At 64.5% G+C, this 18,505-nt stretch carries 19 protein-coding genes; 10 read left to right on the forward strand and 9 right to left on the reverse strand.

What is annotated here, in order from left to right; translation table 11 throughout:
* The first annotated feature begins 247 nt into the window (after positions 1 to 247).
* From kaiC to MFF22_RS09135, 4 genes are read left to right on the forward strand one after another with little or no spacing between them, the layout of a single operon-like run.
* Positions 248 to 1,936 (forward strand): circadian clock protein KaiC, encoded by a 1,689-nt coding sequence (kaiC, locus tag MFF22_RS09120; protein ID WP_238248654.1) that lies wholly within the window; start codon positions 248 to 250, stop codon positions 1,934 to 1,936.
* Positions 1,936 to 2,274: a circadian clock KaiB family protein gene (locus MFF22_RS09125; protein WP_370877550.1), complete on the forward strand. Its 339-nt coding sequence runs from the start codon at positions 1,936 to 1,938 to the stop codon at positions 2,272 to 2,274. Before kaiC ends, MFF22_RS09125 begins: the two co-directional genes overlap by 1 nt.
* Positions 2,271 to 2,582 (forward strand): circadian clock KaiB family protein, encoded by a 312-nt coding sequence (locus MFF22_RS09130; protein ID WP_238248656.1) that lies wholly within the window; start codon positions 2,271 to 2,273, stop codon positions 2,580 to 2,582. Before MFF22_RS09125 ends, MFF22_RS09130 begins: the two co-directional genes overlap by 4 nt.
* The gene (locus MFF22_RS09135; protein ID WP_238248657.1) at positions 2,579 to 4,318 is read left to right on the forward strand and encodes an ATP-binding protein; all 1,740 of its coding nucleotides are present in this window, start codon (positions 2,579 to 2,581) and stop codon (positions 4,316 to 4,318) included. The genes MFF22_RS09130 and MFF22_RS09135 overlap by 4 nt, the downstream gene beginning before the upstream one ends.
* A gap of 126 nt (positions 4,319 to 4,444) precedes the next feature.
* On the opposite strand, the gene MFF22_RS09140 is transcribed toward MFF22_RS09135, so the two are convergent.
* From MFF22_RS09140 to MFF22_RS09170, 7 genes are all read right to left on the reverse strand, one after another.
* Positions 4,445 to 4,834, reverse strand: a complete 390-nt coding sequence (locus MFF22_RS09140; RefSeq protein ID WP_283206165.1) for a Ros/MucR family transcriptional regulator — start codon at positions 4,832 to 4,834, stop codon at positions 4,445 to 4,447.
* 200 nt (positions 4,835 to 5,034) lie between these two features.
* Positions 5,035 to 5,550 carry a hypothetical protein gene (locus MFF22_RS09145; RefSeq protein WP_238248658.1) on the reverse strand — a complete coding sequence of 172 codons (516 nt, stop codon included), beginning with the start codon at positions 5,548 to 5,550 and terminating at the stop codon, positions 5,035 to 5,037.
* 242 nt (positions 5,551 to 5,792) lie between these two features.
* Entirely contained in the window at positions 5,793 to 6,272 is a 480-nt protein-coding gene (locus tag MFF22_RS09150) for a YidB family protein (protein ID WP_238248659.1), read from the reverse strand.
* A 104-nt stretch (positions 6,273 to 6,376) separates the two neighbouring features.
* Positions 6,377 to 6,580 carry a CsbD family protein gene (locus MFF22_RS09155; protein ID WP_238248660.1) on the reverse strand — a complete coding sequence of 68 codons (204 nt, stop codon included), beginning with the start codon at positions 6,578 to 6,580 and terminating at the stop codon, positions 6,377 to 6,379.
* A gap of 84 nt (positions 6,581 to 6,664) precedes the next feature.
* Positions 6,665 to 7,585 carry a PhnA-like protein gene (locus MFF22_RS09160; RefSeq protein WP_238248661.1) on the reverse strand — a complete coding sequence of 307 codons (921 nt, stop codon included), beginning with the start codon at positions 7,583 to 7,585 and terminating at the stop codon, positions 6,665 to 6,667.
* Positions 7,586 to 7,632: 47 nt separating this feature from the next.
* Complete coding sequence (locus MFF22_RS09165) at positions 7,633 to 7,980, reverse strand: CsbD family protein (RefSeq protein WP_238248662.1); 348 nt, start codon at positions 7,978 to 7,980, stop codon at positions 7,633 to 7,635.
* Positions 7,981 to 8,296: 316 nt separating this feature from the next.
* A complete protein-coding gene (locus MFF22_RS09170; RefSeq protein ID WP_238248663.1) occupies positions 8,297 to 9,757 on the reverse strand; it encodes a helix-turn-helix transcriptional regulator in 1,461 nt (486 codons plus the stop codon).
* Positions 9,758 to 10,195: 438 nt separating this feature from the next.
* On the opposite strand from MFF22_RS09170, the gene MFF22_RS09175 reads away from it, so the two are divergent.
* The 5 genes from MFF22_RS09175 (at position 10,196) to MFF22_RS09195 (ending at position 15,421) form a co-directional block, all read left to right on the forward strand.
* Positions 10,196 to 10,645, forward strand: a complete 450-nt coding sequence (locus tag MFF22_RS09175; RefSeq protein ID WP_238248664.1) for a sigma-70 family RNA polymerase sigma factor — start codon at positions 10,196 to 10,198, stop codon at positions 10,643 to 10,645.
* Positions 10,646 to 10,976: 331 nt separating this feature from the next.
* Positions 10,977 to 11,354: a hypothetical protein gene (locus MFF22_RS09180; RefSeq protein WP_238248665.1), complete on the forward strand. Its 378-nt coding sequence runs from the start codon at positions 10,977 to 10,979 to the stop codon at positions 11,352 to 11,354.
* A 142-nt stretch (positions 11,355 to 11,496) separates the two neighbouring features.
* The gene (locus MFF22_RS09185) at positions 11,497 to 12,702 is read left to right on the forward strand and encodes an MFS transporter (RefSeq protein WP_238248666.1); all 1,206 of its coding nucleotides are present in this window, start codon (positions 11,497 to 11,499) and stop codon (positions 12,700 to 12,702) included.
* A gap of 627 nt (positions 12,703 to 13,329) precedes the next feature.
* The gene (locus tag MFF22_RS09190; protein ID WP_238248667.1) at positions 13,330 to 14,514 is read left to right on the forward strand and encodes an HD domain-containing phosphohydrolase; all 1,185 of its coding nucleotides are present in this window, start codon (positions 13,330 to 13,332) and stop codon (positions 14,512 to 14,514) included.
* Between the two features lie 703 nt (positions 14,515 to 15,217).
* On the forward strand, positions 15,218 to 15,421 hold the full coding sequence (locus MFF22_RS09195; RefSeq protein WP_238248668.1) for a hypothetical protein: 204 nt from the start codon (positions 15,218 to 15,220) through the stop codon (positions 15,419 to 15,421).
* 264 nt (positions 15,422 to 15,685) lie between these two features.
* Here the strand turns inward: MFF22_RS09195 and MFF22_RS09200 are convergent, their stop codons facing one another.
* The gene (locus MFF22_RS09200) at positions 15,686 to 16,198 is read right to left on the reverse strand and encodes a hypothetical protein (protein WP_238248669.1); all 513 of its coding nucleotides are present in this window, start codon (positions 16,196 to 16,198) and stop codon (positions 15,686 to 15,688) included.
* Between the two features lie 637 nt (positions 16,199 to 16,835).
* Complete coding sequence (locus MFF22_RS09205) at positions 16,836 to 17,285, reverse strand: hypothetical protein (protein ID WP_238248670.1); 450 nt, start codon at positions 17,283 to 17,285, stop codon at positions 16,836 to 16,838.
* A 170-nt stretch (positions 17,286 to 17,455) separates the two neighbouring features.
* Between MFF22_RS09205 and MFF22_RS09210 the strand changes: the two genes are divergently transcribed.
* The gene (locus MFF22_RS09210; protein WP_238248671.1) at positions 17,456 to 17,734 is read left to right on the forward strand and encodes an adenylosuccinate synthase; all 279 of its coding nucleotides are present in this window, start codon (positions 17,456 to 17,458) and stop codon (positions 17,732 to 17,734) included.
* Positions 17,735 to 18,505: the final 771 nt, after the last annotated feature.

Raw genomic sequence — 18,505 nt, forward strand, 5'->3', positions numbered from 1 at the left:
CTAAAGTTATCTCAGCTCTTTGGTTGCAACTTCTCATACGTGCGCTTAAGGCGGGCGGCGATGGGCAACCGTCCCCGGACGGTCCCCGGTGATCCGCTTCCGGTGCCCTCGGACTGTCCTCTCAGGAGGTGCTTCCGGAGGTTGGGACGATAGCCCCCGCGCGGCACGGGCCTCACCCGCCGATCCATCGAGACCGCGCTGCCATGCTCCGAGCCCTGGGCCGGCAACGCTGAGGAGCCGAGTTTCCGTGCAAGATGGCCAGTCTGCTCCGAGGCTTCCGAAGGCGCCGACCGGGATCGCTGGATTCGACGACATCACCCAGGGCGGCTTGCCGGCCGGCCGGCCATCCCTGATCTGCGGTGCCGCGGGTTGCGGTAAGACGCTGTTCGCGACGACGTTCCTCGTCAACGGGGCGACTCGCTACGGCGAGCCCGGCGTCTTCGTAAGCTTCGAGGAGCGGGCCGAGGATCTCGCCGCCAACGCGGCCTCCCTCGGCTACGATCTCGACGGCCTCGCCGCCCAGGGGCGCATCGCCATCGACCACGTGCAGGTCGACTCGCGCGAGGTCGAAGAGACGGGCGAGTACGACCTCGAAGGCCTCTTCATCCGGCTCGGGTTCGCCGTCGACAGCGTTGGCGCCAAGCGCATCGTGCTCGACACGATCGAGACGCTCTTCTCCGGCTTCACCGACCTAGCGCTCCTGCGTGGTGAGCTGCGCCGCCTGTTCGGATGGATCAAGGATCGCGGTCTCACCGCCGTCATCACCGGCGAACGTGGCGAAGGCCAGCTGACCCGCCAGAGCCTGGAAGAATACGTCTCCGATTGCGTGGTGCTGCTCGACAACCGCGTCGAGGATCAGATCACCACGCGGCGCCTGCGCGTGGTGAAGTATCGGGGCTCCGCACACGGCACCAACGAATATCCCTTCCTGATCGACGAGGGCGGGATCAGCGTCCTCCCCGTCACCGCGGCGGATCTCAACTACGGCGTCTCGGACGGGATCGTGTCCAGCGGTGTCGGCGGCCTCGACGCCATGCTCGGGCCGGGCGGGTTCTACCGGGGATCCAGCATCCTCATCTCCGGCGAGGCCGGCACCGGAAAGACCTCCCTCTCGTCCAGCCTGATCGACGCGGCCTGCAAGCGCGGCGAGCGCTGCATGGCCTTTGTGTTCGAGGAGAGCGGCGCGCAGCTCTGCCGGAACGCCAGATCCATCGGGCTCGACCTCACCGCGCATGTCGAGGCTGGGCTGCTGCGCTTCGAGGCGGCCCGGCCGAGCCTGTTCGGGCTGGAGATGCACCTTGCCCGTATGCATCGGGACCTCGACGCGTTCGCGCCCTCCGTGGTGGTGGTGGATCCGCTCTCGGCCCTGCGGGGGCCGGCGAACGAGTTGCAGGCGACACTCCTGCGGATGATCGACCTCCTCAAGGGACGGGGCATCACGGCGGTCTTCACGAGCCTTCGGCAGGACAATTTGGGGGAGCAAGGAGACGATCTCGGCGTTTCCTCGTTGATGGATTCGTGGATCAAGCTCCTGAACGTCGAGGCCAACGGCGAGCGAAGCCGCACCTTGTACGTGATCAAGGCCCGCGGGATGAGCCACTCCCATCAGGTGCGCGAGTTCCTGATGTCCGAGCACGGCATCGCGCTGGTGGACGCCTATATCGGGCCGGCCGGGGTGCTGACGGGGACGGCACGCCTCGTGCAGGAGGCCAAGGAACGACGCGAAGCCCTCCAGCGGAGGCATGAGAGCGAACGCCGTGCCAGGGAGACGGCGCGGCGGCGGATGTCGATCGAGCGCCAGATCGCCGAACTGCAGGCCGGCCTCGCGGCGATCGAGGACGAAGAGAGCTTTCTCCGGAGCGAGGACGAGCTGCGGACGGCCATCCTCGACGAAGAGCGCAAGGAACTCAGCGTAAGGCGGAGCGGCGCGGAATGATGGGAGAAACCTCCCTGAGCGGCGAGCCGGAAACCGACCCGGAACCGCAGGACGGACACTACCGGTTGCGCCTCTACGTCGCCGGCCAGACCTCAAAGTCGGTGGCGGCCATGAGGAACCTCAAACGCTTCTGCGATGAACACCTCGCGGGGCGATACGAGATCGAGGTGATCGACCTGATGAAGAGCCCCCAGCTCGCCGCCGGCGATCAGATCCTCGCGATCCCGACCCTGGTGCGCCGCCTGCCATCACCCCTGAAACGCATCATCGGCGACCTCTCGAACACGGAAAAGGTTCTCGTCGGCCTCGACATCAGGCCGAAGGACGACAGGTCTTGAGTATCGGCAGGTCTGATCCGACGGCCCGCTTCCATCTGCGCCTCTTCATCGCCGGGACAGCACCGCGCTCCCGGCGGACGGTGGAGATTGTCCGTCGCTTCTGCGAGACCCACCTTTCCGAGAGGCATGAATTGGAAATCGTGGATGTCTTCCAGCAACCGGCCCTGGCCGAAAGGGACGGCATCCTGGCCGCGCCGACCTTGCTGAAGCTGTCGCCCGGGCCGGAACGGCGCCTCACCGGAACCCTGGACGAGGCGCGCCTGCTCCGCGACCTGCTGGCGGTTTCCGTGGTGGAGGAACGCCCGTGAATGGCGAGAAGCCTCTGCCCCTGATCGACCCAAGCCCGGAGGCCTACCGCGCCCACATCCGCGAGTTGGAGGCGCGGGTGGAGGAGGCCGAGGAGACCCTCGCCGCCATCCGCCGCGGCGACTTCGACGCCGTGGTGATCGAGGGACCGAACCGGGAGCGCCTCGTCTACACCCTCGACACGGCGGACCGGCCCTATCGGGCCCTGATCGAGCAGATGCAGGAGGGTGCCTTCACCCTCGATGCCTCGGGGGTCATCCTCTACTGCAACAAGCGGATGGCCGAGATGCTCGGCGTTCCCCAGGAGCGGCTGATCGGCCAGCACCTGAACACCTTCGCCGGGGAACCCACCTGCCTGATGCGCTTCGTCCGCGGCGCCGAGGACGAGCCCGTGCGGGAAGAGATCGTCCTCAGGGAGGCCAATGGCGCGCTCCGGGCGGCCTACCTGACCTTGAGCCTGTTCGAACGCTCGAACGACGTGCCGCTGCTTTGCGGCATCCTCACCGATCTCACGGAGCAGAAGCGGCACGTCCGGGCTTTGGCGGAAGCCGACGACCGGCTCCAGGCCGAAGCCCAGGAACGCGAGCGGGTCGAGGAGGCCCTGCGCCAATCGCAGAAGCTCGAGGCAGTCGGCCAGCTCACGGGAGGCGTCGCCCACGACTTCAACAACCTCCTGACGGTCATCAAGTCCTCCACCGACTTCCTCAAGCGCCCGAACCTCCCCGAGGAGCGTCGGTTGCGCTATGTCGAAGCCATCTCCGACACCATCGACAGGGCCGCCAAGCTCACGGGCCAGCTCCTCGCCTTCGCCCGGCGTCAGGCGCTGAAGCCGGAGGTGTTCGAGATCGGCGGCGCCCTCAAGTCGGTGGCCGAGATGCTGGATTCGGTCACCGGTGCCCGGATCACGATCGAAACCAAGCTGCCCGAGAAGCCCTGCTACATCCGGGCCGACCTCAGCCAGTTCGAGACGGCGCTGATCAACATCGCCGTGAACGCCCGGGATGCCATGAGCGGGGAGGGGGTGCTGACGCTTCACCTCGTGGGGGGCCAGCCAATGCCGCGCATCCGCGGGCATGCGGGATCGGAAAGCGCCTTCGCCGCGGTGTCGATCGCGGACACGGGTGCGGGGATCCCGCCGGACGTCCTGCCGAGGGTGTTCGAGCCGTTCTTCACGACGAAGGAAATCGGTAAGGGAACCGGGCTCGGCCTGTCCCAGGTCTTCGGCTTCGCCAAGCAGTCGGGGGGAGACGTCGACGTATCGAGCGAACTCGGCCGCGGGTCGATGTTCACCCTCTATCTTCCCCAGGTCGATGCGCCTGCGGAGCACCGCGCCGCGGCGGTCGTGGACGAGGAGTTCGACGAATCCGGCGGCCTCTGCATCCTCGTGGTCGAGGACAATGTGGAGGTCGGCCGCTTCGCCACGCAGATCCTGGAGGATCTCGGCTACAGCACGGTCCTCGCCGCCAACGCCGAGGATGCCCTCGCCGAACTGGAGACGATCCCGTTCCGGTTCGACGCCGTGTTCTCCGACGTGGTCATGCCGGGCATGGGTGGGATTGAGCTCGCCAAGCGCCTGCGGGTGAGCCACCCGGACCTGCCGGTGATCCTGACCTCCGGCTACAGCCACGTCCTGGCGCAGGAGGGCGTCCACGACTTCGAGCTGGTGCAGAAGCCCTATTCCGTCGATCAGCTGTCCCGCGTCCTGCGGGAGGCGGTGAGGCGACAGCGACCGCGCTGACGGGGGATGGGTCAGCGCCGCGAGGACGTTCAGAAAGGCCAGGGCGAGGCCGGCTGGCCGACCGAGCAGCGCTACATCCACTCGGCCGGCTTCGCCCTCAACCTCCGAGAGGCCTGAAGCCCCGGTTCAGGACGCGAGGCGCTCGTTCCCCGGAGACCCGAGGCCATGCGCCTTGGCGAGGCTCGAACGCCGCTCACTGTAATCCGATGCCACCATCGGATAGTCCGCCGGCAGGCCGAACCGCTCGCGATAGGTCGCCGGCGTGAGGCCGTTGGCGGTCAGGTGACGCTTGAGCGTCTTGTAGGCCTTGCCGTCGATGAAGCTGATGAGCCGATCCGGCTGCACGGACTTGCGGATCTGCGCGGCGCTGAGGGTGGGGGCCGCCTCTTCCGAAGGCGCGCTTTCGCCGGTCCCTAGACCCAGGAGGGCGGAATGGACCTTGGCGATCACGGCCGGCAGGTCCTGCGGGGAAACGTGGTTGTGAGACACGTAGGCGGCGACAATATCGCTCGCCATTTCAATGTAAGCGGAGCCCTGCTCCATCATATCCTCGATCACTGTTTGCGTAGTGGTGGTCCGCAACCATGATCTTACACGACGGCAATCAACTCAAGCCGGATTTATCTTGCAACATTGAGTTTAGAGCGCTTCTAGAGAGCAATGTCGGGCGTTTATCGAAAGTCGCATCGATGGCGTCGGATCGTGCGCTTGTCCGATCAGCAGCCGCTGCAGATGCCCTTGCCTGCGCTGCGGCCGCCATCAATCAGCCCCTGCATCGCCGCCTCGCGGTCGTAGCTCTTCGCCTCCGTCTTGGGCGCCTTCCGGTTCCCTGTGCCGGCAGCGGGAGCCATCAAGGCCGCCCCCGTCGACATGCCTGCTCCGGCGGGAGCAGCAGCCTGCTGGCCGGCGACCGGCACGCGGGTCAGATCCCCTGGGCGGAGGGTTTCCCATCGCGAGCGCTCCCGGGCCGATGCGCTCAGCGCGGCAACCGGTTCGACACCCCGGCCTGCGCCGTCGGCGGCGGACCGCTTGAGGTCGCCGGGCATCGCCCCTTGTACGGGCACTTCCACGAAATCGCCGTTCGTCGCGGTGGAAACGGTGGGAATGGCGGCGGTCGCGGCCGGTCCGGCAAGGTCAGGCTGGATCGCGCTGTAGCTCCCGGCTCCGCCGGGTGTTCCGAGCGAGCAGGCCCCAGCCGTCAGCCCGATGGCGGCGACAGCGACGAGCGTCATTCTCATGCGTGTGCCCGGTGATGCGCGTTTCAGTATTCTACTGAGACGGGCTTTATCACCTTGTTAACGATGAGCGCAAACGTCGCTGTTACTCCACGGCATTCTATCACCGCCGCAGGATTATTACCTCTGAATGGGAGAATTTCGGACTCGGCGGCGCCGACGGACTGCCGCGCCCGATTCGTGGTATCTCCCGTTGGAAAGATGGGGCGCCCCCGGCAGGGGGACGCCCCGATGGGGCATCACACCGGCAGACGACCGTCCGGCGAGTACCGGTCGATGGCCGAGGGCAGCTCGCGCGACAGCCGGGAGAGAAGGGCAGCGCGGCTCAGGCCCGTCTGGCGGGTGAGATGGTCGAGCGTCTCCGGCCCGATCGCCTTTTCCAGATCCGCCTCAGGGATGTCCCGGTTGGGGCCGTGGTTGATCCAGGAATTCGCGGTCTCGCCATGACCGCCCTTGGTGAAGTGATCGACGAGTTCGCTCAGGCCGCTCGAGATCAGCCCGCCGACGCCGGCCGAACCCACGCCACCCAGGATGCTGGAGAGGTTCGAGGGTAGCCCCGGGGTGCTGCCCGACGCGGGCTCACGGGCGGGGGGCAGGGGGGTCCGGTGGGCGTCGCCGGAATGGCCGCCGAGCCATTCCCCGATCTTGTCGCGATGCTGGAACCCGGCCACCGCCAGGAGGCCCAGAAGGGCCGTCATCGAAGGATATCCCTTGCTCATCCGCTTGTCCTTTCGCCGGTGTCGTGTCCGGAATGGAAAGGGCGGCAGGGCCGGGGCGGCGTGTGCGCCGTCCCGGCCCTGCCGCCGGCCTCGCGCGCTTGGCGTTACTTGTGGCCGGTGATCTTGTCCGCGAGGTTCTTGGCGCCGTCCTTGACGTCGCCCACCGTCTTCTGGGTCTCGCCCTTCAGTTCCTGAGCCTTGCCTTCGGCCACGAGCTTGTCGTTGCCGGTCATGTTGCCGACGCCCTGCTTGACGTTGCCGACGGCCTCGTTGGCGAGACCCTTGAGCTTATCGGTGGTGCTGCTCATCGCATGAACTCCATCTTTGCTTGGGAAACCGGTTCACCCGGTTAGGTGTGGCCCCCGCCTCGCAGCGGGAGCCGGTGAAGGGGGTCAGGCGCGACGGGAGTCGTAGGCGCCGAGAAGGGTCGCGGGCTTCGGGGCACCGAAGCGGCCGCCGAGGAACGCGGCCAGGGCGCCGAGGACGAGGGCGATGGCAGCGTAGAAGGCGCCTTGGGTCGCGGCGGACTTGGCGGCGATGGCGGCAGCCTCACCCTTCTGCTTGGCCGTGGCGACCGCCTGATCGTACTGCTTCTCGTAGTCCTGCACCTGCTGGCGGGCCTGATCGACCGGGATGTTCTGCGCCTTAGCGAGGGCATCGGCGGCGCGGCTTTCGGCCTGCTGCTTCTGCGTGGCGTCACCCGTGAAGAGGGCCTTGATCGCGGCGACGGCCGCATCGCGGGCAGCCTGTGGGTCCTGACCGGCGGCCTGTTCGCGGACTTTCTGCTCGATCCCGTCGAGGGGGTTGGAGATCTTCGACAGGGACGGCGCAGCCGCCTGGGCCGCCGTCTGCACGGTGCCGCCCACAAGGCTGCCGGCGCCGCCGAGGGCACCCGACACGGTGCTGAGCGTCCCGCCGACGATGCCGCTGGCGGCGGAGGTGAGGAGGTACAGCACGACGAGGGTGGTCACCGACCACGAGACGAGGCCGTGCAGCCCGGCCGTACCGGGGATCGGCTTGCCCGAAAGGCGGCCGGAGATGAGGCCGCCGATCAGCGAGGCGACGATCCCCGAGACGACGAACCAGATCCCGGCGCCCGCCGAGACGGTGGACGCGGCCGGATTGTCGGAGGCGTTGACGCCCACGCTCGCAAGCCCGACCCCAACGCCGATCAGGTTGATGACGGCCTGCGCGACGAGGGCGATGGCAGCGCCTGCGAAGATCGCGCCCCAGGACACCTGGTGGAGCAGGACGGCCCGCGTATCGGCTTGCGCATCGGCGCCGAGGGGGGAAACGGTGGTCTGAATGGTCACGCTTTCACTCCGGGTGGTTCGTTCGGGGGAAGAGGGTCGCCGACGGATCAGTCGCGGCTGGCGTTGACGAGAAGGCCGAGGCCGAAGCCGACCAAGCCCGCGACGACGAGGGAGGCGAGCGGGTACTCGGCGACCTGACGGCTCACCTCGCGGGTGCCGCGGCGGAGGCTGTGGCCGCCCTGCTCGTAGAAGTCCTCGGCGTAGTGGTAGGCCTCGTCGGCCGCGTGACGCACCGTGTCCTTGGCCTGACCGTAGAGGTTTTCGGCTTGGCCGCCGGCCTCGCGCAGGCGCCCTTCGACGGAGTCGTGCTTCGAGCCGGTGAGATCGCCGACGGCACCCTGGATCTTGCCGCCGATGTCCTTCGCAGCGCCCGTGATCCTGTTCGTATCGACCATGTGTATCCCCTTGTTCGGTGGTCAGATGACGGCGCCCCGGCATGGGACGCGCGTTGCGGATGCGGATCGGAGCTTGAGGACCGCCGCCATCGTCAGGCGGTCCGCCTCGCACCCGAACCCGATCCCGGTCCTGGCCAGCCTCAGCACGGCCGGCTCGTCCCGGGATCGCCATCGCCGGGCACGATCGCGCCCGCCGAAAGCAAAACTGCCTTGTCCGCTCAGGCGCGGCCCGTACTTCACGGACGATGCCTGCCGGCTTGCAGATGTAGACTCCCATTCTGTCTTCAATGGTACAGAACTACTGGTACAATGAAATTTATGTACCGGATAAATGAACGGGAAAGCCATTTTCCCGGCCCCAGACCACCGCTTCGGTGCGCTTGTGAACGCCGAGCTTGCGGTAGAGCGCCGCCCCGTGGTTCCGGACGGTGTTGCGGGAGAGGTTGAGCTTGCGGGCAATGGCACCGTCATCCAGCCCGGAGCAGATCAGGTTCAGGATCTGGCGCTCCCGGGTGGTCAGGTCGGGGACCGTCGGGTCGAGGTCCGAACGGCTCGGCCGGCGCAGGTTGGCGAGCTTCTCGATGAGGCCGCGGCTGAACCACGACGTGTCGGCCATCACCGTCTCGATGGCCTCGAACAGCTCGCGCTCGGTGTGTTTGCGATCGGTGATGTCCTGCATCACCAGCAGGACGAACGCCGCATCGTTGATCTCGACGCGCTCGGCGGAGACGAGGCAATCGAGGTAATTACCGGTCTCATGCCGCAGACAGACCTCGACGCCGAGCACGTAGCCGTTGCGCTCAAGGTTCGCCTCGAACGTGGCGCGCTGCGCCTCGTTCACCCAAAGCCCGGCTTCGATGAGGCTGCGTCCGAGGATGCGATCCTCGCCGTGGCCGAAGACCCGGGTGAAGGCCTCGTTGATGCTCGTCACCTGGAACTCGTCCGCGCGGGTGAGCACAGTCGGCACCGGGGTCAGGCGGAACGCCTTGGCGAAGCGCTCCTCGCTCTGGCGAAGGGCGGTCTCGGCCTTCCGCCGTAGCTCCAGGTCGGCGAAAGTGAAGAGCATGCAGGGCTCATCGCCCATCTCGATGGGCTGGCCCGCGACGATGACGAACCGGTTGCCCCCATCGGGGAGAACGAGGGAAGCCTCCATCTGCGGGACCGTGGCCCCTTCGTTGAGGCGGGACACGGCAAGGTCGCGGTTGCGGGCGCCCGCCAGCACATCCAGCTCGTAGACGCTGCGACCGATAACGGAATCGCGGGTGTAGCCTGTCATCTCCAGGAAGCCGTGATTGACCTTCACGTGGCGCAGATCGGACAGCCGCGTGATCACCGCGGGCGCCGGGTTGGCATTGAAGGTCTTCTCGAAGCGATCCTCGGCCTCGAACTGGTCGGTGACGTCCTTCAGGATCAGCGCGAGGCAGCTCGGCTTGCCGTCATGGTCCGTCGCCACGAGGCTGCGGAGGGAATGCACGAAATCGAGATCGGGCCGGTCGGTGCGGGTCACTTCCACGATCACATCGTGGAAGCGTTCCCCGGCAACCACCCGCTCGATCGGGTATGAGTCGGGAGACCGGTTGTTGCGGTAGCGCAGGGCGAACCGCTCCCGGTAATCATCGACGGTCGAGCCGAGGTCGTCGAGGCTCGCCACCCCGTGCATCACCAGGGCGGCCTCGTTGGCATAGGCAATCGTCTGATCCGGCTCGACGAGGATCACGCCCTCGCTCAGGCCGGCGATGATCTGCCGGAGCTCATGCCTGTCGACACCCGTGGTCACGGTTCGCTTCGTCCCTTTCCGCTGCCGCCTGCCCATTCGGCAGCGGGGCGAAAACGGATTGCGCACCACCCGGTTCCATCGAATTTGGCTTGTTCACTGGTATCGCCGTATCATTGACCGGCTCAAGATCGACCAAAAATAAGTCGTCACCCGGCCGCACCCGATTTGTAGCGGACGTCGAGGCTCACACCCGACCCCATGAGTGACGCATCCTTGCAGACAGCAGCCCTTAAGCCCCCCTCTGCGCCCGCTTCGGACGACGTATTGACGTTCGTCCAGGAGCAGCTCGGTCGCCGACTGAGGGAATACTACCCACAAGTTGTGGAAATTGAACCAGACTCTCGTCTTGGGCGAGTTTTGGGACGGCTCACCGAGGCCCTTCGGGCGCCCGAGCCTCAGCAGACGGTTCCAACGGCCTTCCGGGACGACCTGATTGGAATGGTCCCCCGGCTCCGCCGCTATGCACTCTCCCTCACCCACGATTCTGTTGAAGCGGACGACCTCGTCCAGTTGACGCTGCTCAAGGCGTGGGAATTCCGGGACCGGTTCGCGACGGGCACGAACTTCGTGGCGTGGTTGTTCACGATCCTGCGCAACGGCCACATCAACGGCCGCCGGAAATACTGGCGCGAAGTGGCCGATCCGGACGGCACCCACGCGGGCACCCTTTCGGAGCCGGCCAGCCAGCAGCATCGGATCGACCTCAAGGACCTCGAGACCGCCCTCGGGCGACTCGACGCCGCCCATCGGGAGGCTCTGACGCTCGTGGCAGTCGAGGGTCTGACCTACGAAGCCGCTGCAGCGATCATCGGCTGCCCTCCGGGCACCGTAAAGAGCCGGGTCAGCCGGGCTCGCGACCGCTTGTCGCACGATCTCGGCGAGGCATGACGCCGTTATCGCGGTCGATCTCGGAAAAATAACGCATACTAGTAAATCTGTCTCAAGCAGATGACCTAAACCTACCCAATATGCGGTCCTGGTGTGCGGGAGACATCCGCGCCACCAATTCCATTTTGAGGTTGTGCCGGGGAATCCTGCCCCTTCAGGACCCGGCACGGCCGCGAGGCCGGGCGTTCGTACCGCTCCGGGTCAGCGCCCGGCCCGTTGCCCTTCCCCCATCCCCGAGTGGTCATGACGGTGGCTCACGCCTCGCAACCGGCACTGTGCCACCGCGGGTACCAAACCGACGGGCCGCCTCGACGGCCTCAATGAGGTGACTATGACGACACTTCGGCTTACGGCCCTCGCGCCACTCGTATTCATCGTATCCAGCGCTCTCCCGGCGGGGGCGGCTCAGGCCGAGAACCGGTTCGACGGCTCGTGGTCAGTGGAAGCGACGGGCAGCGAGGGCGCCTGCCCGGGGCCGTACCGCTACCCCATCGTCATCCGGGACGGGCAGGTCGACGATGCCGGCGGCAACAATGTCGATGCCAGTGGGCGGGCCGAAGCCGATGGCGACATCAACGGCACGATCCGCCAGGGCCTGGCGGTGGTGTCGGTGAGCGGCCGCCTCGCGGGAAGCGCGGGCAGCGGGCAATGGACCCTGTCCGGGCTCGGCTCCTGCACGGGCAAGTGGACGGCACGCCGCGTCGGCTGACGCAGCGGGCCGATCGACAATGTCCAGCGGATCGAGGCGGCACCCTCCGCCATCGACTCGACCTCGTTCGGAACGGTAGAGTCGGGGCTCTCATCCCCTCCCTCCGTCCCGGCGCGGTCCTGCGCCCGATCGAAGCTGCTCCGTGCCTCCCCAAGCCTTACCCTCCAATCTGTCGCGCCGCGCGCCGACGACCCTCGGCAATGCCCTGCTTGGATTGACGCAGATCATCCTTTGGGGTGGCTCGTTCTTTCTGGTGGCGGTGATCGTCGGCCCCGTCGTCGCAACGACCGGCTGGCCCCAGGGTGCGGTGATCGGCGCCCTGTCCCTCGCAATCCTGATCTCCGGCCTTCTTTCACCCTGGATCGGCCGACGGATCCGGCACCTTGGGGGGCGCCCGGTTCTCGTGACCGGCACGCTGGTGATGGCCTTCGGGCTCGTGCTGATGGCCCTGGCCGGGTCCCTGCCGGTCTTCCTGTTAGCCTGGGCGGTGATGGGGCTCGGGATGGCGGGCGCCCTCTACGATCCGCTCTTCGCGGCAATCGGGCAGGCCTATGGCGCCTCGGCCCGGACTGCGATGACGCAGATCGCCATCGCGTCGGGATTCGCCATCACCCTGTGCTGGCCCGCATCGACCTTCCTCGTCGCCCATGTCGGATGGCGGGGGGCTTGCCTCGCCTATGCCGCCCTGGCGGTCTTCATCGTGGCGCCGATTTTCGCCTTCGCCCTGCCCAACGGACGCCCCGTGCATGATGGCCGCGCCGCACTCCGGCCCGGCACCGTCGCTACGGTCCTCAAGGCGGAACGGCTGGCAGGGGAGGGGCTTCTGGCCATCACCTTCGCCACCGCCGCGATCCTGATGACGGCGATGTCCGTGGAAATGCTGCTGCTGCTGGAAGCGCAAGGCATCACCGCGGCGTCCGCCGTGGCCCTGAGCGCCTTGATCGGCCCGTCACAGGTCGGCGCCCGGATCCTCGAACTGTCCTTTGGCCAGCGGGCCCACCCGATCCATCTCCTTCTTGTGTCGGCGGGATGCGTTGCCCTGGGGCTCCTGCTCCTGGTGGCAATCCCAAGCCTCGCCTGGCTCGCGATTCTACTCTATGGCGCCGGCAACGGGATGCGCACCGTCGTCCGCGGAACGCTGCCCCTCGCCCTGTACGGCCAGGGGGAATACGCGGCGGTGATCGGGCGCCTCGCCCGGCCGCCGCTCCTCGGACAGGCCGCGACCCCCATCGTCTGCGGATACGCCACGGAATTCCTCGGAATCGGAGTGCTATCGGGCATCCTGCTCGCTGTGGCAGCCCTCAATTTCGGCCTTTCCCTACTGGTGGCCCATCGCAGCCGTCGATGACGCCCACGTCCACCTTCGCTTGCGCCCGGCAGATCTGTTTCCAGTCATAGGGCGGGCGACGGACGCGTTTGGCGTGAACCGGCCGCGCCACTTACGATCGGGCAACGGCTTCGGACGCTCTCGAACCACCCCGGGACCCGAACTCTGGATTGTTTTTACGCGTTTGGGACGCGTCATACTCCACATTTTTACAAATCGACCGAAACAACCGATCCCCTAAAAAGCGCTGCTAGCTCAGCAACTTATGTATTATTCCGGCGACCCAAACATATGTTCACTGACCCGATTTCAAGGGAATGGATCGATTTTCCTCACGATCACCCCGTAAAGACTGACACGCCCGAATAGTTCTTTAATACGAAGCAAAGAGACTGACACGGTCTCAAAACAGCATGCCTTGAAGAACAAATGCCCCATCAATTAAATCGCTAGTTGTCTTATCAAGAGCGATTACAATTCTTTTGCACAGTGCGGAGCTTCACACGGCCGCGGGCCGCGCGTCACATTCGAGGCTTCGTCACCCGCTTGTCCGCGAGCCGCGGTCGTCTGGCGGACTAGCCACGATTGCAACGACACCACAAGCGAGCGCCGGAGTCGGCGGCGTTTCAGGGGCAGGAAACCTGGGTGATGGATGCGCTTCTGATCGATGACAGCAAGACGATGCTGCTTCGCTTCCGCACGATGCTGGAGAAGACCTGCGACGTCAGAGTGACGGCGTATTCCCATCCGGGGCAGGCTCTCCGGAGCGCGCAAATGCGGGCATTCGACATCGTTCTGGTCGATCAGCACATGCCGGACATGGATGGGATCGAGTTCATCCGTCAGCTCTGCGCGATCCCGCGTTATGCGCAGGTGCCGGTGATCATGATCACCAGCGATTCCTCCGAAACGGTCAGGCTGGCCGCCCTCGAAGCGGGGGCCACGGACTTTCTCGACAAGCGCACCGACGGCGTCGAATTCAACGTCCGCCTGCGAAATCAGCTCAGGCTGGCCTCCGCCATCCGCCGTCTCGACGATCAGGCCGCGAAGCTCGCGGGGGAGGTCGAACTGGCCGTGGGCCATATCCGGGAGCGGGAGGAGGAGATGATCTTCCGCCTCGCCCTCGCCGTCGAATACCGGGACAACGACACGGGGCAGCATACGTGGCGCGTGGCCCGTTACAGCCAGATCATGGCCGAAGCCCTGGGCCTTGGCAGCGAGCTTTGCCAGCAGATCTATCTCGCAGCGCCCCTGCACGACGTGGGCAAGGTGGCCATTCCCGACGCCGTCCTGTTGAAGAAGGCGCGGTTGACCGACACGGAGATCGAGATAGTCCGCCGACATGCGATCATCGGTGAGCGGATCCTCGGCGACAGCACCTCGCCCCTCATCCGCCTTGCGAGCGAAATTGCAGGGGCACATCACGAGAAGTGGGACGGAAGCGGCTATCCCAAGGGCAGCAGCGGCGAGGCCATCCCCCTGGCGGCCCGGATCGTGGCGGTGGCCGACGTCTTCGACGCCCTGACGACCGTTCGTCCTTACAAGAGCGCGCTGTCCCCCGAGGAGGCTTTGCGCTGCATCCGGGCCGAGACCGGACGGCATTTCGATCCCGTCTGCATCGAGGCTTTCGTCGCCCGCTGGGACGATATCCTGGCCACTTGCATGGGGCACAGTGAGGGAAACCGGTCCACCATCCCGCCCCGGATCGCGCCGGTTTCCGAGCCCGAACCGATGACGCAGCTGGCCGAGCCGCACGACGCGAGCCCGATGCCGCTTCTCCTCGCAAACGAGACCCACCTTATAGCTGAAAACCCGTGGGTCGCCCACGGCTAGGGCTTCTTTCCTCGCCGCTTCGACTGATCAATTTTCCCGCACATTTCATCTGTTGCAGAACGGGGCGGCGTGGCCTCGTATGCCACCGGACAGGGGGATCGTTGCAGGGGGCGACGCCCCCACCCATCCCTGTCTGCCAGCCCTGTTGAAGCATTTTCGGAGACACTTAAACCACATCATCACCACGGTCATTGCGAGCGGAGCGAAGCAACCCAGGGGTCTGCTCAGTTCTGAGATGTCCCGCAGCCCTGGTTTGCTTCGCTCCGCTCGCAATGACGGACAGCGCGCGATGCAACGATTTCGGAAACCGCTTTAGTGCGGGCGCTGCGAAGCTATTCAGGGATTCGCTTCGGTCTGAGGCACACGTCGACTCAGCCTTGCGGATGGTCAACACACGAATGGCGATCGCGCAGGTCTGTTGTCCACGCGGCGAAGGGACAGTCTTGATAGCGCCTGTGCAATAACGCGGATCCCTTGGGCGAAATCGTACGACCGTATGGGCGACGCACCGCATTCACCTAGCGACCCTTCGCTGCCTGCTAATCAGCTTCCAGAAGCGAAGTTACTCGTCATAGCAACACATGATTCACTCAATTTGCACTATCGAACGCCGTGTCAGGAAACGCGCCCGATTGTCCTCCATTCGTACATCTTCTTTTACTTGCGACGTCCATTTTCATCCCAGAAATTTTGGGAGGAACCGATGCGCGTCTTCAAATTTGCTCTCATCATCGCAGCCATCGGCAGTTCCTTGAGCGGAATGGCTTACGCACAAATCGAAATGGTGCGGAAAGGCCTGTTTACGGCGGAAGATGCCTATAGCCAAATGGGCGGCATGCCGTTTCAGTTGGCATCGCTGGACCACAGCTCCCCTCGGACTGTAGCTCAGCTGAACAAAGCCGATTAATTACCAACTCGAAGCATTGAACGGCGCGCCCGCTGGATGCGGCATCGCTTTGGCGATGGCCGAGCGTCGCCTAATCAATGCTTTACCGAATGGCTCGTCGAGGTGGATTCGGGCTCGGTTCCCCGCTTGGCCGGGCAGCAAAAGAATAAGGCGCCTCCGCCGATCTCATGATCTCGGAAGACGCCCTCTCTTGGACTGGGATTGTTTCGAGTCTCGAAGACCACGCGAGAGCCGGTCTTCAATCCCTTCCCGGGGACAGTCGCTTCAATTGAGGGTGGTGGAGGCAGGCGTCAGCCGCATCGGGCCAATCGGGGGATTCGGCTTCGCCGCGGCGACCTGACCGTTGGCCGATCCGATCACGTCGGACACTACCGCAGCCGGCGACGGCTTCGGGAGGGCGGCGTCCCTCGTCTCCGATTGATGAGCGATCTGACGAATTTTCGTCTCTTTTTTCAAAGCCAGAGGAACCTTCATACCCAACTGCTTGAGCATGTCTCTCGCAACTTCCAATTTGTATTGATAGTTTTCAGCTTCCGCTTGGTACTGCTGTTCAGCCTCCACCTCGCGATCCTGCGCATCCTGGGCGCGGTATTGCAATTCAATTGAGGCGAGAGCCAATCCTGTGGACGCCTTCTTAATGATGTCACTAGTCCGCAGTGTCGGCCGAGTAAAAAATATATAAAATGCATTCACGAGCAAAAATGGCAGCACAATAAATAGAACGAGATCAGTCGCCTTACCTGTCACCGTCCAGAAAAATAACATGACGATCGCCATGAAAGCCGATACAGCCATTAGTATATAGCGAGTTATAACCATTGCCGTGCCATCATTTGCCAGAGTTAACCGCGGTTAAACGAACAGTTTGCGGCAAGATTGTGAATTGCTAAATTCATCAACACGTAAATAAACTAACGGTAGCGGCCGCCTTGGTCCGAAGTTCATTCAGAATCCGAAGCACTCCATCAATAATGTGGAAGCTTGCCACGGACCACCCTGCGGCCAGGTGCGAACGGGTGGGTATTTATGGCAGGTACGAATACTTGGAATTCTAAGCACCTACGCCGTTCGCATGCTCGGTTCACATTTTTCATTACGGGATGCGCATTATAGCGCAGAAAATCTGCACATGACATACCCCCTGATCCCCATGGCCATTTCAATCGCCCTCGAGCCCGGCCCCTCGCGATCCGCGATCGATGCGTGGTCGCGCTCGATACGATATACGTCGCGGCGCGACATTCGGGCGGGTCACAAGGCGTGGTAAGTTGCGCCTCGGATGTCGGATCCGTGCGCGATAAGTGCATCGGCTTGCGCACCACGGTCAGAGCGCATTCTTCGGCCACCAGTCGAACGGTGGCTTGCAAGACTTCGTCTGTGTGGCAGTCTGTTGTGTAGTGTCGTCCGAGTTTCATTACCTTGGCCGACTTCGCCGTCTGACGACCCGCGCCCGCTGTCTTATCGTCACTTCGGTTGCGGGCCAAAGGGCGCAAACCACGGCAAAAGCCGCCTCAGCCATGTCGAGGCGATAAAGTTCGGCCAAGTGAAGCTCGATCCCGCCGCCTTCAATGTTCCACGTCTCAATAGTGTACGGCATCCCGCCGGGCGTCGAGAGGGCGGGCGATAGGCGGCGCGGCATGGTGATACGCGCCTGGCAAGCGGCTTCGTCATGGCGAAGCTTGAGAGCGCCCGGCGGCTGCTGGTGTCGGCAGGATGCACTGAGCGCCCGCAGGAGATCCACCACCTTGATCTCCAAGCCGAACCGGGCATGCAGATTGCGCACGTCATAGCGGCCGACCCGGCGACAATTCGCGCATTCGATGCGCACCATTCCGCGGGCGTAATCGCCAAGGCGGTCCACCATGATTCCTCCGTTCTGGAACGAAGGAAGAACAAACAGTGGGCGGAGCACAGCTCAAGATGCTATGCGGGAGCCTGTGGATATCGCAGTGGAGCACTGTGGATAAGGGCGGAGAAGCGGAGCAACGGTATCGCTTTATCCGTTCCACCCCGTGAACGGCCGAGGATGAGACGATGGCATTCAAGCGACTGACGGCGGCGGAGAGCAAGGCCCGCGATCTTGGGCTGGCGCTCGCCCGGATCGCGGAGAGCGAAGACATGCCCGCCGCCATCGGCGTCGATCAGCTGCGATCCGCCAACCCCCGTCTGACGCCTCAGGCGATCGGCTTGATGGTGCGCAAGGAGCGGGCGATCGTGGAGGAGACGCTTGCCGAACGCGGCTTGGCCCTCACGGATTACGGTGATCAGGGCCCTGGGCGCGGGATGGAATTCACGATCGACGCCGTCTCATAGCGGCTCAGACCGCCCTCTTGGAGAACAGGGAACACCGCCCGCGGGTCCATCGAATGCAATGACTTCAAGGGGGACGGCAGTCGATACGCCATGTCGGCGGCTCAGGCTCAAGATGTGGCGCCGGGATCGTGACCCGGAAAGGACCGATATCGCGTTTGCCGCGAACACCGACGCCAAGTTAACCCTGGCGTATTGCTGAGATCCGAAATCCGAAGCGGCAATGCCGGGCAAGTTATCAAATAAAATCTTAAGTTCTGCGGGGTACGCTATTCGCTGACTTGAATTATTTCGAGCAGAGAGTGAGGCGATGGCACGTTGGATCCCCGTAGTGGCAACCCTCGGCCTGCTGTGTGTCATGATCCTGCCGACACCTGGCATCTTGGGTGTGATCATCGGCGCGTCCTGCGTCGTCGTGATAGGTATCAGCGTCATGCTATTCGTCCTCGACAGAATAGCGACACGAATCCTCAATTGGCGACCTCGCTGGCGGCGATATCAAACCATCAAGGTGCGAAACGTGCACTCGAATTCCGGCATGGCACGCAAGTAGCAGGTCGCCGTATCCCCCGCGGATACCGTTCCGGCGGCCCGGATCGCCGCGATGACGAAACCGGTGCCTGCAAGGTGCTGGCGGAAGGGGTGTCTATAGAACTCCGGTCCATTACCGCCCATTTGGAGTTTTTTTCGCTTGCGCCGCGAGCCTCTTGGGCCTCAAAAATTCCACCGCAACCCATTTGCCGCCAGCCTGAGCCACGTCGCCTGGGGGGATAG

Source organism: Methylobacterium persicinum, assembly GCF_022179525.1.
GTDB classification, from domain to species: domain Bacteria; phylum Pseudomonadota; class Alphaproteobacteria; order Rhizobiales; family Beijerinckiaceae; genus Methylobacterium; species Methylobacterium persicinum.